Origin of the sequence: Microbacterium sp. SZ1, from assembly GCF_002362255.1 — a bacterium.
Taxonomy (GTDB): domain Bacteria; phylum Actinomycetota; class Actinomycetes; order Actinomycetales; family Microbacteriaceae; genus Microbacterium.
In genome coordinates, this window is sequence record NZ_LPVV01000002.1 from 1 (window position 1) to 12,728 (window position 12,728).

The following is a 12,728-nucleotide window of genomic DNA, read 5'->3' on the forward strand; positions in this document are numbered from 1 at the left end:
CGGGCTCTTCATCTGTGTGCGCGGCTCGTCAGCCGAGGCGGGCGGTGCGCAGGGTCGCGGTCGCGCTGTGCGCGGCCATGCCCTCGGAGTCGGAGATCACCTGCACGGCATCCGCGAGCGCCGGGGTCGCCTCACGGCTGATGCGCTGGTAGGTGAGCGGCTTGAGGAAGCGCGAGACCGAGAGACCGGCGCTGTGCTTGGCACCGCCCGCGGTGGGCAGCACGTGGTTCGTGCCGGCCATGCCCTTGTCGGAGTAGGCCACCGTGCTCCACGGACCGAGGAAGATCGAGCCGTAGTTGCGCAGGTTCTCGTGGTACCAGTCGTCGTCGGCCGTGAGGATCTCCAGATGTTCCGGCGCCAGGTCGTCCATGAGGGCGACGGCGGTCTCGCGGTCCTTCGCGACCGTCACGACACCGTAGTCGCGCCACGCGGGTCCGGCGATTCCGGCCGTCGCGAGCGTCTCGAGCTGGCGGTCGATCTCGGCGATCACTGCACGACCGTGCTCCTCCGACGTCGTGATGAGCGCGGCGGGTGAGTTCGGCCCGTGCTCTGCCTGGCCCAGCAGGTCGGCGGCGACGAGCTCCGGATCGGCCGTCTCATCGGAGATGACCGCGACCTCGCTCGGACCCGCGAGCAGGTCGATCGCCACCGTGCCGAAGAGCTGTCGCTTGGCTTCGGCGACGAAGGCGTTGCCCGCGCCGACGAGCATGTCGACGGGCAGCTCGCCCAGCAGACCGTAGGCCATGGCCGCGAGGGCCTGCACCCCGCCGATGACGAAGACGCGGTCGACGCCCGAGAGGTGCGCGGCGTAGACGACGGCGTCGTTGGCTCCGCCGTCGGGCTGCGGCGGCGTGCAGGCGATCACGGTCGGCACGCCGGCGGCCTTCGCGACGCCCACGGTCATGAACGCGCTCGCGGTGAGCGGGAAGCGTCCGGCGGGCAGGTAGGCGCCGACACGGGAGACGGGGATGTACTTCGCTCCGGTCACGAGACCGGGCACCAGCTCGGTCTCGAAGTCGGAGAGGTGCGAGCGCTGCTCGCGGGCGAAAGCCTGGGTGCGAGCGGCACCGAGCTCGATCGCCTCGCGCAGAGCGGGGTCGAGACGGTCGCCGCTGCTCGCGATCTGCTCGGGGGTGAGCTCGATGGCGGCGCCCTGGTAGTTGTCGAGCTTCCTCGCATAGTCGAGCACGGCGTCCATGCCGCGCTCGCGGATGTCGGCGAGCATCGCCGTGACGGTGTCGATCACGGCGGGGTCGCGCTGCGCGGCCGGCGCGTCGACGCCCGGGGTCTTGAGGTGATGGAAGGCGCCCTCGTGGCGCGCGAGGACTGCAGGAGAGTAACGCATGCAGGAAGGCTAGATCGACGGCACCCATTCGACAAGCCTGATGATCCGTACGCACGCATCGGGTTTACCATTGGGCTGTGACCATCACCCAGCTCACCGCGTTCCTCGCCGCTCTCGAACACGGCTCGTTCACCGCGGCGGCGGCGAGCCTGGGCATGACGCAGGCCTCCGTGTCGGAGCTCGTGGCCCGCCTCGAGCGCGAGCTGGACGCCACCCTCTTCGTCCGCGGCAGTCGCCGTCTCGTGCCGACGGCCGCCGCGCAGGAGCTGCGCCCGCACGCCGCACAGGCCGTGAGCGCCGTGCAGAACGGCATCGACACGATCCACTCGCTCGCCTCGCTCGACCGCGGCATCTGCACCTTCGGGGTGCTCCGCAACGCGGCGTACTACGCACTGGCCGACCTGGCGGAGACGTTCCACCACCGGCATCCGAACGTCCGGCTGCGGCTGGTCGGCATCAACTCGGCGCACGTCGCGCGGTCCATCGCGCGGGGCGAGCTCGAGGCGGGTCTGCTCGTGCTGCCGATCGACGAGGACGGCCTCGAGGTCAAGCCGCTGTTCCGCGACGAGGTGCTCTACGCCTCTTCCACCCGCGCGGCCGAGGGGGGCCCGGTGACGATCTCCGAGGTCGCCGAGTCGAAGCTCGTGCTCTACGACGCCTTCGCCGGATGGGACGACCCGACGCGCAGACAGCTGCTGGAGCGCGCCCGCCTGCACGGCCTCACGATCGAGCCGTCGGTCGAGGTCGAGCACGTCGAGACTGCACTGAGTCTCGTCGCCGCGGGCACGGCAGACACCATCGTGTCGCGGTCCATCGCCGAGTCCGAAGGCTTCCCCCCTGGCATCCGCACCTTCCCGTTCGCGGAGCCCATGCACGACACGATCGCGCTCGTGCAGCGCGAGGGGGTCCTGCTGTCGCCGGCGACGCGCAAGCTCGCGGAGCTCGCCGAGCGGATGCTGAGCGAGGCCCTTCCCGAGCACGCGGGGCGCACGCCGCTGCGGTGACCCGCAGACGAGACGGGGCGCGAGGAGCCACAGCTCCCCGCGCCCCGTCTTCGGACGTTGCGGCTCAGTCGTCTTCCGTGGCCGTGACCATCACGCCGAGCGGCGCGAGGTAGCCGTTGGGGTCGATCGTCCAGTCGGCGGCCGCTGCGGCCTCGACGACCTCGGGGGCCCACTCGAGGTACACGCGGTCGTCGCCGCCGTTGATGACGAGCACCGTGCCGGAGCCGGTCTCGTCGCCCTCGACGCAGCGGTACTCCCGCCACGCACCCTCGGGGACCGAGAAGGTGTCGCCGGCTCCGAGGTTCACGGTCGTCGACGGGTCGCCGTTGAGGGTGACCTCCCAGCGGCCGGTCTTGAACAGCAGTGCCTGCGTCTTGTCGTGACGGTGGCGCAGCACACCCTGACCGGGCTCGGCCTTGACCCACGCGAGGTTGAACGAGTGGGGCTCGTGCACGTTCGGCACCTGACGGCGGTTCTCGCTCATGCCGTAGCCGATCGCGGTGGCGAGCTCGACCCGGCCGCCCTCGACCGCCGCGCACAGCAGCGCCGCGGCGGAGTACTTGCGATCGCCGGGCTGGATGACCCGCGAGCGCATGTCCTCGACCGAGTACTCGGTGAGCTCGTCGATGTAGTGCTGCTTCATCGGCTTGATGAGCGCCACGTCGTCGGGCAGCACGTCGCCCGCGACCGTGTCGATCAGCTTGTTGTCGGCGGTGAGGTGCAGACCGTAGGACTCCGCCTCACGCAGCACCGACGGACCCCAGATGATGCCGCCGTTGTCGTCGCGACCGAGCACCGTGTAGAGGATGCCGTCGTCCGGCCCCTCGTTCGTGAAGCCACGGAAGATCCACGTCGGGATCGTGACGATGTCGCCGTCGTGGCTGATGTACTCGCCCTGCTTGCCGTCGACGCCCCAGCGCAGCCGGAACTCGCCGCCGAGGTTGATGAAGACTTCGGCGGTGAAGTGCAGGTGCAGGTTGTTCGAGATGCCGTTCGGCATCCCTGCGGCGCCCGTGTTGAACCCGTGGTTGACCTCGAGGTTCACGTACTGGCTCGCGTTCTGCGAGACGCCGGCGCCGATGAAGGAGTAATTCTCCTTGCGATCGGACCCCGGGGTGCGGCAGTCGATGAACGCCGAGTTGCACGGCACCCAGTCCGAACGACGGATGGTCCGGCGCTGGATCTCCTCGGTGTCGACGACGACGTCCTTCGTGCCCTCGATGACGGTACTCATTTCTTCTTCTCCCTTGTCGATCAGTGAATGATCAGTAGATGTTGGCGAAGGCCACGGGCTCGTCGCCCCGTGATCCTGCGATCTGCGCGCGGAGCGCGATGTCGTCCCACAGGCGCACCTCCTTGACGATGGCGCCGTTGTGGAAGGTGAACTGCGAGATGCCGATCAGGTCGACCGGCTTGCCGGTGAGCGGGCCGTAGTTCGGCACGCCGTTGTAGTCGCCGACGAACTTCCACACCACCGCGACGCGCAGGCCCGCGTAGCGCACGTCGTAGTTGGTCTGGATGTCGCGGATCTCGAACTGCCCGCCCGGAAACGACTCGAGCAGGCGAAGCAGCGCACGGCGATACCCCTCGGGGCGGATGATGGTGCGGTCGCCGACCGTGTGCAGCGTGAGGTCGCGGTCGAAGTACTTCTCGACCTTCTGCAGATCGCGGTCGTTCCAGACGGTCTGGATCATGTCGAGGACGGTCTCGACCTCGACGCGGTACTCGTCGGGGCGGACACCCGAGTCACCCTTGGCGATCGGGTCGGCCGGGGCGGGCTCGGTCCACGAGCCGGAGAAGCCACGGAACGCCTGCGCCCGGGCCAGCTCGTCGAGGTCGTCGCCGCGACGCAGCGCGCCGGCGAGCGTGTCGCGCACGACCCACTCCTCGACCATGCGGCCGCGGCGGTAGAGGCAGTTCGCGATCGTGCGGCTCACGTACGGCGAGTGCAGGTCTCCCGAGAGCACCAGGTGCGAGCTGAGGAAGGCGTCGTCGCCGCGGGCCTCCCAGATGACGTCCTCCGCCTGTCCGACGCGGTCCGGCGTCGCCGAAATCCGCATGAGCGACCCCTCGATGACCTCCTGTCGCGTCGTGGAGGTGCCGAGCGCGCCGTGCACGATCGAGTCGGGCTCGTAGTTGTCGCGGATGAAACTGATCGACCGATCGACCCAGATGAGGTCGGTGACCTCGCGGATGAAGTCGTCGGGGTCTTTGTACGGCAGGTAGGCGACCGGGTCGAGAGACACGCTTTTCCACTCCTTCGAGATGCGCGACTGCGGTTCATCGGTGATCGCACGTCGCGTTGTCGTCAGTGTATGCGTATGCACAACGGGGCGCAAGCGATCCCTCAGCGCACACGGTGGACATTCCGGGCTGGCGGCGAATCGAACGCCTGGACGGATGCGGGCGTCGACGCCCCGGGCGGACGCAGGAGCAGCCGTCGGCGCCGGAGTGGAGATGCCTGCGGAGTCAGCGCGTCGGCGCGGGTGCCAGAGTGCGGCGCGCGATGAAGGTCGACGCGAACCCGGACATCCGGATCTCCGCATCCGGATCCTCGATGCGCCGGACGATGAGGTCGGCCGCAGCGCGCGCCATGCCGACGATGTCATAGCCGACCGTGGCGAGGTCGATGATGGGCCAGGCCGCCTCGGGAAGGTCGTCGAAGCCGATCACCGAGAGGTCGTCGGGCACCCGCAGGCCGGCACGATGAGCGGCGTTGAGCGCGCCGTACGCGACGACGTCGTTGCCGCAGAAGAGCACGGTGGGGCGGTCGGGGCCGGCGAGCAGCTCCGCCGCGGCGGCCTCCCCCTCCGCCGCGCCGTAGGGGGTGCGGCGGACGTCGCGCTCGTCGAGCTGCAGCCCTTCGGCGCTCAGAGCGTCGCGCAGTGACGCCTCTCTCCCCTGCGCCGTGCTGGTGTTGCTCGGCCCCAGCACCGCGCCCATGCGCCGATGACCGAGAGCGACGGCCGCTCGAACGGCCTCCCGATAGCCCGGCACGGAGTTCACGACCGCGGAGTCCGCATCGACGAGGGATCCGATGCGATTGAAGTACACGAAGGGCAGCCCGCGATCGCGCAACCGCACGGGGGCGACGGAGTCGACGGTCGTGGTCGCCAGGATGACTCCGTCGAGGCCGTTGGCGAGGAGCCTCTCGACGATCGTGTCGTTGTCGGCGCTCTCGGTGTGCAGCATCAACTGATAACCGAGGGCTTCGAGCTCGCGGTGCACCGGGGCGATGATGTGCGAGTAGAACTGGTTGTCCAGATCGGTGAGCAACAGCCCGATGCGGCGGGTGCGCCCGGAGGAGAGCGCGCGACCGGCCTCGCTGGGCACGTACCCGAGCAGCTGCGCCGCCTCCCGCACGCGGAGCTTGGTGGCCTCCGACACCCGCGCGTCGTCGCGCAGGGCCCGCGACACCGTGGGCTGCGACACCCCGGCCAAGCGGGCAACGTCCCGGCTCGTGACGACCATGTCAGGCCTCCCCCTCGATCTGTCGAATTCTACTGCCCTTGACGCTGGAATGCATACGCGGTCATAATCGGAGCATACGTATGCAACGAAAGGATGGGCCATGCCCCTGTATCTGAAGTCCGCGCCGACGAAGACGTTCGCGGACACCGCTCAGCAGGACGTCGCCGAACGGGTCCGGGGGATCATCGGGGACATCCGCGAGAACGGCGACGACGCCGTCCGCCGCTACGCCGAGCAGTTCGACAAGTGGAGCCCCGAGTCGTACCGACTCTCCGACGCCCAGATCGACGAGATCATCGCCACCCTGCCCGATCAGGTCATTCAGGACATCGAGTTCGTGCAGAGTCAGGTGCGCCGGTTCGCCCAGGCGCAGCGCGACTCGCTCGTCGACATCGAGGTCGAGACGCTTCCCGGTGTCTTCCTCGGTCAGAAGCACGTGCCGGTGCAGGCCGCCGGCGCCTACATCCCCGGCGGCAAGTATCCCCTCACCGCCTCGGCTCACATGACGATCATCACCGCCAAGGTGGCCGGCGTGCCCCGCGTGGTCGCCTGCACCCCGCCGATCCGCGGCGAGATCCCCGCCGCGACGGTCGCGGCGATGAAGATGGCCGGCGCCGACGAGATCTACATCCTCGGCGGCGTGCAGGCGGTCGCGGCGATGGCGGTCGGCACCGACACCATCGCGCCGGTCAACATGATCGCCGGGCCCGGCAATGCCTACGTCGCCGAGGCCAAGCGCCAGTTGTTCGGCGAGGTCGGCATCGACCTCTTCGCGGGGCCCACCGAGATCCTCATCGTCGCCGACGAGCACGCCGACCCGTTCTTCACCGCGGTGGATCTCCTGTCCCAGGCCGAGCACGGCCCCGACTCCCCCGCTGTGCTGGTGACGACCTCGCAGAAGCTCGGCGAGGAGGTCATCGACTGGATCGAGAAGATCCTCCCCGGCATGTCGACGCGCGACTACGCCGGTCCCGCCTGGCGCGACTGGGGTCAGGTGATCGTCGCCGACGATCTCGATGAGGCGTACCGCATCGCCGACGACTTCGCGTTCGAGCACGTGCAGATCTTCACCGAGAACCCGCGCGAGGCGCTGACGAAGATGCACGACTACGGCGCGCTGTTCCTCGGCGAGAACACCTGCGTCTCCTACGGCGACAAGGTCATCGGCACGAACCACGTGCTCCCCACGCTCGGCGCCGCCCGCTACACCGGCGGTCTCTGGGTGGGCAAGTACCTCCGCACGGTGACGTACCAGGAGGTTCAGAACACCGAGTCCTCCGCCGAGCTGGGTGCCGTCTGCGGCCGCGCCGCCCGCGTCGAGCTGTTCGAGGGCCACGCGCGCTCGGGAGACGCGCGCGCGTGGCGTCACGCCGGCACGCGGTTCGACTGGATCGACGAGAGCCACGCCGCGGTCGACGCGGCCGCACGATGACCGACCTCACCGGTCGCACGGCCGTGGTCACCGGCGGCGGCAGCGGACTCGGAGCGGCGATCGCCCGAGCCCTGCACGCCGCCGGCGCCGCGGTGGTCGTGGTGGGTCGCGACACGGCGAAGCTCGATGCGGTGGCCCGCGAGCTCGGCGACCGCGTCCGCGCGCTCTCGTGCGACGTGGCCGACCCGGCATCCGTCGACGCCCTGCGTGACGCGCTCGTCGGCACCCAGGTGTCGATCCTCGTCAACAACGCGGGCATCCCGGGTCCGGTGGCGGCGCTCACCGACATCGACGTCGACGACTGGGACGAGGTCTTCGACGTCAACGTGCGCGGCACCTTCCTGCTGTGCAGGGCGCTGCTGCCGGGCATGATCGAACGGGGCGACGGCGACGTCATCAACGTGGCATCCGTCTCGGGCAAGCGCCCGCTCGCGCACCGCACGCCGTACTGCGCCTCGAAGATGGCGGTCATCGGGCTCACCTCGACGCTCGCCTTCGAGGTCGGACCGGCCGGCGTGCGCGTGAACTCGCTCTCGCCTGGGCCGGTGCAGGGCCCGCGCATGGCCCGCAACTTCCGCCTCGAGGCGGAGCGGTCCGGCACCTCGGTCGACGACGCCGAGCAGGCTTTCGTCTCGCGGGCGGCGCTGGGCCGCATGGTCACAGAGGATGAGGTCGGCGCGGCCGTCGTCGCCATGCTCGCGATGCCGGGCATGTGCGGCGCCGACGTCGACCTCTCGGCGGGAATGGTCGCATGAGCCCTTCGCTGCGGCAGCGCGCGAGCGCCGGTGAGAAGCTCATCGGCGCTCTCCTGCGCATGCCGGCCGAGGAGACCGTCGAGATGCTGGCCGTCGCCGGCTTCGACTTCGTGCTGATCGACTGCGAGCACGGACCGGCCGACATCGTCGCGCTGCGCAGTCACATCGCCCTGGCGGCGGTGCACGGCGTACCCGTCATCGTGCGGGTCGGCGAGAAGGACCGCGGCCTCGTGCTGCGGGTACTCGACCAGGGCGCGCAGGGCATCCTCGCCCCTCACCTCGACACGGCCGAGGATGCCGCCGACCTCGTCGACTCCGCGCTCTACCCGCCCGTCGGATCGCGCGGCTTCGCCACGTACAGCCGCGCCGGCCGCTTCGGCGAGGTCGCGGCGGCCGATCACCGCGACCGGTGGCTCGAGAACACCCTCGTGCTCGGCATGATCGAATCGCCCCGCGGGGTCGCGAACATCGACGAGATCGTCGCGACAGCGCGCCTCGACGGCATCATGATCGGCCCGGCCGACCTCGCCGCGGCATCCGGTCCCGACGACCTCCCGGTGGCGGAAGCCGTCGCGGTCGTGAACGAGGCGCTCTCGCGCACCGGTGCCCTGCGCATGGACATCGTCGGCACGAAGGATGCCGCAGCAGCAGCCTTCGCGGCCGGTGCCGACCTCGTGGTCTACAACCTCGCGTCGTCGCTCATGGCGCACTTCCGCGATCTGACCGCGCCGGCCCGCTGACCTTCGGCAGGAGATCTCGCGTGACGAAGGACGCGAGCACGGCATCCGTCCTTCGCTGCGTGAGATCTCCTGCGATATGCGCGACGCCGCTCACGCGACCGCCGACGCCCTGACCTGTTGCGCGCACCACGAGCGCACGAGGTCGCCGAACTCGCGCGGGCGCTCGAGCGGCAGCAGGTGACCGGCATCCAATGAGACCAGTCGCGCATCGGGCAGAGCGGCGACGATCTCGGTGTGGAAGTGCGGCGGGCAGATGACGTCGTCCAGTCCGGAGACGACCAGCGTCGGCATCCGCAGCGACGACAACCGCGACAGCAGATCCACGCGGGTGAGCTGCAACTGCAGCTGTGTGCGCAGCAGGTCGTCGCCCGTCTCGTCACCCATCCGCAGGGCTCGCTCGACGAGATCGGGGCGCTCGGCGGCGAGGCGTTCACCGAGCAGCGGTTCGAGGATGCTCTGCTGCAGCGCTCGGGCGCTCGCCCCGTCGTCGAGACGGCGTATCCACTCGTTCCACCCCGCGCGCTGGGCGTCTGTCGGCGCCTTCGCGTTGGTCGACACCAGGCACAGCCCGGCGACGCGGTGCGGGGCGGCGAGGGCGAGCGCCATGGCGACGATGCCGCCGAGCGAGTGCCCGACGATCACCGACTGCGCCGGTATCTCCGCGAGCAGCGCGTCGATCTGCGCACGGAGCGAGGGGCGATCCAGCAGCGGCCGGATCGCCCCTCCGTCCTCCCTGTCGAAGCCGACCTCCGCCCACAGGTCTGCCGTGCAGTTCATGCCGGCGAGCAGGACCAGCTTCGGGGCGGACGCCGACACGTCAGCCCTTGACGGCGCCGTCGCTGAGGCCGGCGACGAGGTACTTCTGAGCGATGAACGCGATCACGAACACGGGGATCGTCAACAGCATCGACGCGGCGCCCGCCTGTTGCAGCATGGGCAGGGTCTGTCCGAGCTGCGTCGCGATGAACACCGGCACCGTCTTCGACGACGTGTCGGTGAGCACGAGTGCCGTGAGGTACTCCTGGAACGCGAACAGGAAGACGAAGATGCCGGCGGTCAGGATGCCGGGTCCCATCAGCGGGATCATGACGCGTCGCAGCATCCCGATCCGCGTGCAGCCGTCGATCATCGCCGCCTCGTCGAGCTCCCGCGGGATCTCGGCGAAGAAGTTGCGCAGCAACCAGATCGTGAACGGCTGGTTGATGGCGACCAGGGCGATCGCGAGCGCGAAGGTCGTGTCGTAGATCCCGAGCGCACGGCTGATGTCGTACATCGGCAGCACGACGGAGAACCGCGGCAGCGCCCGGAAGATCAGGGCCAGCACGAGCAGGATCGCCGAGACGTAGCTGGGGAACCGCGACAGCGCGTACGCCGCCGGGATGCCGATCACGAGGGCGATCACCGTCGAGACCACCGCGACGACGAGCGTGTTCACGAGGTAGTCGGCGAAGTACGTCGTCTCCCAGAGATCCACGAAGGCCTGCAGCGTGGGCTGGTAGTCCCAGAGCACAGGCGGGTTCGAGAACGCGACGTCGGTGGGCTTGGTCACCGACAGCGTCATCCAGATGAACGGGCTCAGCACCACCACGCAGAGGATGCCGAGCAGCAGCCCCGTGATGACGGGCGGGCGGTTCGGTCCGCCGCGGCGGCGACGCTTCGGTGCGCCGCCCGTGACGATGGCCCTCGTCGAGAGCTCGTTGGTGGTGAGACTCATCGTTCGGCCTTCGCTTCCTTGAAGATGCCCCGGATGAACGGGATCAGCATGATGAGGATCAGGAGGATGGTGAGCACGTTGATCGCGCTGCCGAGACCGAGGTTCTCGGCGCCGTCGGCGAACGCCACGGAGTAGACGTAGAGCATGATCGACTCGTTGCCGATGTTCTGCGCCTGTGGCGACAGCGGGATCAGGTTGTCGAACATGCGCAGGACGTCCATGATCGTGATCAGGGTCACGAACCCGAGGACGCCGCGGATCGTCGGGATGATCACGCTGATGTGCGTCTGGAACGCGTTGGCTCCGTCGATCTTGGCCGCTTCCTTCAGCTCGTTCGGCACACCCTGCAGACCCGCGAGGATGATGAGCATCGCGAAGGGCAGCATGTGCCAGACGGTGTTCGCGATGACGAGGATGGCGTTCGGCACCTGGTCCGTGAACCACAGCACCTGGGTGCCTCCGAAGAATCCGATGAGGCGGTTCACGACCCCGCCGAAGTTGTCGTCGAAGAGCCACGAGAACGCGACAGCGCCCACGAGGTTCGGCAGCACGTACGAGACGAGCATGATGCCGAGCACCAGGGGGCGCGACGCGGTGATGCGGTTGATGCCGGTGGCGATGATGTAGCCGAACACCAGCAGGATGGCGGTGGTGATCACCGTGACCACCACCGTGAACACGACCGCCTTGTGGAAGCGCGGATCGGTCAGGGCGTCGGTGAAGTTCTCCAGACCGATGAACGTGCCCGGTGTGCCGTAGCGGACCTGTTCGAAGCTCCACTGCACCGTGCGCACCAGGGGGAGCACGAGAAGCGCCCCCATCACCAGCAGGCTCGGGAAGAAGAGCAGCCAGAACTCGCGTGCCTTCATATGCGTCCTCCCTCGGACGGACTGTGGCCTGAACTCACGCTCAGGCCACAGTCATGACGTCGGTGCGTCGGTCAGCCGGCGATCTTCTCGCCGGCGGCCTGCATCTGGGCGAGTCCTTCGTCGACCGCGATCTGGCCGTTGAGGATCGAGACCAGGATCGGCCGAATCTCGTTGGTGATGTCGGCCGCGATCGGCGACACGATGGGCGGCATGGCGCTGGCGATCGAGTCGTTCGCCGCCGCGCCGTACGGCGAGTTCTTCTCCGTCACCATGCCCTCGCGCGCCGGGTAGGCCGCGGGGACGGATGCCTTCGACGCGTCCTCGCTGACGGCGGAGGCCATCATCTGGAAGAGCATGTCGTGGTCGAGCTTCGTGTTGAACGGGATGGACCAGCCGTCGATCGAGAGGCGGTTGTACGAGTACTCCGCGTCGGAGGTGACCTTCGGCGCGCCGGCGAACCCGAACGAATCAGCGAACTTCGAGTTGGAGTCGAGAGTCAGGTCGAACATGCGACCGGAGAACATGATCGACATGGCCGCGGTGCCGTTGAACATCTGCTGCTGGACCTTGGGCTGGTCGAACGTCGTGACCTGCGGGTCCATGTACGGCTTGAGCGCGAGCATCGCCTCGACGGCCTGCTTGGCCTCGGGGGTGTCGAGCGTGACCTCGCCGTCGGCGGTGACGAAGTCCGCCCCGAGCGAGTTCATCGCACCCTGGAAACCCGTGGTGACATCGGCCGTCGCGAGCCAGGGCAGCGCGATCGGGTAGTCCATGAGTCCCGCGCCCTTGATCTGCTCGGCGGCGTCGATCATCTCGTCGAACGTGGTCGGGACCTCGAGGCCCAGGTCCTCGAAGATGTCGGTGCGGTACGCCATGACGAACATCTGCGCCTGCATCGGAATCGCGTAGATGTCGCCGTCGTACGACATGCCCTCGACCATCGAGGGGCTGATGTCGTCGAGGCCGTAGTCGTCGGCGTACTTGTCCCACAGGTCGTTCAGGGGAACGAGCTTCTCCTCCTCGCCGAAGCCGGGGATGACGAAGCCGTACGTCTCGATGATGTCGTAGGTGCCGGTGTCGCCGGCGAGCGTCGCCGTCGTCTTGGTGACCTGGCCGCCGAAGTCGATCGGGTCGTGCTTCAGCGTGACATCGTCGGTCGAGCAGCTCGACACCATGGTGTCGGTGAACGGGTCGATCGCGGAGGAGTTGTAGGCGAGGACGTTGACCGTCGTCTTGCCTTCGGGTGCCGTGTAGTCGCAGGACACCGTCGTGGAATTCTCATTGTCGGTACGGGTGCCCGCGCCGCAGCTGGTGAGGGCGACGATGCCCACGGCTGCGAGTGCGAGGACCGGCAGTGCTCGGTGCTGTGTGTGTGCCATGTCGCCGATGGTATACGTA

General features: G+C 68.6%; 12 protein-coding genes. 4 read left to right on the forward strand and 8 right to left on the reverse strand.

All coding sequences use genetic code 11. The features are described 5' to 3' along the window. Positions 1 to 28 precede the first annotated feature (28 nt). Entirely contained in the window at positions 29 to 1,345 is a 1,317-nt protein-coding gene (hisD, locus tag AUC47_RS01310; RefSeq protein WP_096713447.1) for a histidinol dehydrogenase, read from the reverse strand. Between the two features lie 77 nt (positions 1,346 to 1,422). Here hisD (AUC47_RS01310) and AUC47_RS01315 point away from each other — a divergent pair, with 77 nt between their 5' ends. Then, on the forward strand, positions 1,423 to 2,349 hold the full coding sequence (locus AUC47_RS01315) for a LysR family transcriptional regulator (RefSeq protein ID WP_096713448.1): 927 nt from the start codon (positions 1,423 to 1,425) through the stop codon (positions 2,347 to 2,349). 64 nt (positions 2,350 to 2,413) lie between these two features. Here AUC47_RS01315 and AUC47_RS01320 read toward each other — a convergent pair whose 3' ends face one another. From AUC47_RS01320 to AUC47_RS01330, 3 genes are all read right to left on the reverse strand, one after another. Beyond that, complete coding sequence (locus AUC47_RS01320) at positions 2,414 to 3,583, reverse strand: cupin domain-containing protein (RefSeq protein WP_096713449.1); 1,170 nt, start codon at positions 3,581 to 3,583, stop codon at positions 2,414 to 2,416. 31 nt (positions 3,584 to 3,614) lie between these two features. Beyond that, positions 3,615 to 4,595, reverse strand: a complete 981-nt coding sequence (locus AUC47_RS01325) for a nuclear transport factor 2 family protein (RefSeq protein WP_096713450.1) — start codon at positions 4,593 to 4,595, stop codon at positions 3,615 to 3,617. A gap of 223 nt (positions 4,596 to 4,818) precedes the next feature. Beyond that, positions 4,819 to 5,820 (reverse strand): LacI family DNA-binding transcriptional regulator, encoded by a 1,002-nt coding sequence (locus AUC47_RS01330; protein WP_096713451.1) that lies wholly within the window; start codon positions 5,818 to 5,820, stop codon positions 4,819 to 4,821. Between the two features lie 100 nt (positions 5,821 to 5,920). On the opposite strand from AUC47_RS01330, the gene hisD (AUC47_RS01335) reads away from it, so the two are divergent. Genes hisD (AUC47_RS01335) through AUC47_RS01345 form a run of 3 tightly spaced genes read left to right on the forward strand, consistent with a single transcriptional unit; the run spans position 5,921 to position 8,747 of the window. Further along, entirely contained in the window at positions 5,921 to 7,252 is a 1,332-nt protein-coding gene (gene hisD, locus AUC47_RS01335) for a histidinol dehydrogenase (RefSeq protein WP_096713452.1), read from the forward strand. Then, on the forward strand, positions 7,249 to 8,007 hold the full coding sequence (locus AUC47_RS01340) for an SDR family NAD(P)-dependent oxidoreductase (protein ID WP_096713453.1): 759 nt from the start codon (positions 7,249 to 7,251) through the stop codon (positions 8,005 to 8,007). The genes hisD (AUC47_RS01335) and AUC47_RS01340 overlap by 4 nt, the downstream gene beginning before the upstream one ends. Continuing rightward, the gene (locus AUC47_RS01345) at positions 8,004 to 8,747 is read left to right on the forward strand and encodes an HpcH/HpaI aldolase family protein (protein WP_096713454.1); all 744 of its coding nucleotides are present in this window, start codon (positions 8,004 to 8,006) and stop codon (positions 8,745 to 8,747) included. The genes AUC47_RS01340 and AUC47_RS01345 overlap by 4 nt, the downstream gene beginning before the upstream one ends. 90 nt (positions 8,748 to 8,837) lie before the next feature. Here AUC47_RS01345 and AUC47_RS01350 read toward each other — a convergent pair whose 3' ends face one another. The 4 genes from AUC47_RS01350 to AUC47_RS01365 form a co-directional block, all read right to left on the reverse strand. Next, positions 8,838 to 9,563, reverse strand: a complete 726-nt coding sequence (locus tag AUC47_RS01350; protein WP_096713455.1) for an alpha/beta fold hydrolase — start codon at positions 9,561 to 9,563, stop codon at positions 8,838 to 8,840. Position 9,564: 1 nt separating this feature from the next. Next, positions 9,565 to 10,461, reverse strand: coding sequence for a carbohydrate ABC transporter permease (locus AUC47_RS01355; protein WP_096713456.1), 897 nt, complete (start codon positions 10,459 to 10,461; stop codon positions 9,565 to 9,567). Then, complete coding sequence (locus AUC47_RS01360) at positions 10,458 to 11,330, reverse strand: carbohydrate ABC transporter permease (protein ID WP_096713457.1); 873 nt, start codon at positions 11,328 to 11,330, stop codon at positions 10,458 to 10,460. The genes AUC47_RS01355 and AUC47_RS01360 overlap by 4 nt, the downstream gene beginning before the upstream one ends. A gap of 71 nt (positions 11,331 to 11,401) precedes the next feature. Further along, positions 11,402 to 12,709 carry an ABC transporter substrate-binding protein gene (locus AUC47_RS01365; protein ID WP_096713458.1) on the reverse strand — a complete coding sequence of 436 codons (1,308 nt, stop codon included), beginning with the start codon at positions 12,707 to 12,709 and terminating at the stop codon, positions 11,402 to 11,404. Positions 12,710 to 12,728: the final 19 nt, after the last annotated feature.

Coding starts and splice junctions, on each gene's coding strand:
- hisD (WP_096713447.1), bottom strand. CDS start 1,345: ATGCGTTACTCTCCTGCAGTCCTCGCGCGCCACGAGGGCGCCTTCCAT.
- AUC47_RS01320 (WP_096713449.1), bottom strand. CDS start 3,583: ATGAGTACCGTCATCGAGGGCACGAAGGACGTCGTCGTCGACACCGAG.
- AUC47_RS01330 (WP_096713451.1), bottom strand. CDS start 5,820: ATGGTCGTCACGAGCCGGGACGTTGCCCGCTTGGCCGGGGTGTCGCAG.
- hisD (WP_096713452.1), top strand. CDS start 5,921: ATGCCCCTGTATCTGAAGTCCGCGCCGACGAAGACGTTCGCGGACACC.
- AUC47_RS01340 (WP_096713453.1), top strand. CDS start 7,249: ATGACCGACCTCACCGGTCGCACGGCCGTGGTCACCGGCGGCGGCAGC.
- AUC47_RS01345 (WP_096713454.1), top strand. CDS start 8,004: ATGAGCCCTTCGCTGCGGCAGCGCGCGAGCGCCGGTGAGAAGCTCATC.
- AUC47_RS01355 (WP_096713456.1), bottom strand. CDS start 10,461: ATGAGTCTCACCACCAACGAGCTCTCGACGAGGGCCATCGTCACGGGC.
- AUC47_RS01360 (WP_096713457.1), bottom strand. CDS start 11,330: ATGAAGGCACGCGAGTTCTGGCTGCTCTTCTTCCCGAGCCTGCTGGTG.
- AUC47_RS01365 (WP_096713458.1), bottom strand. CDS start 12,709: ATGGCACACACACAGCACCGAGCACTGCCGGTCCTCGCACTCGCAGCC.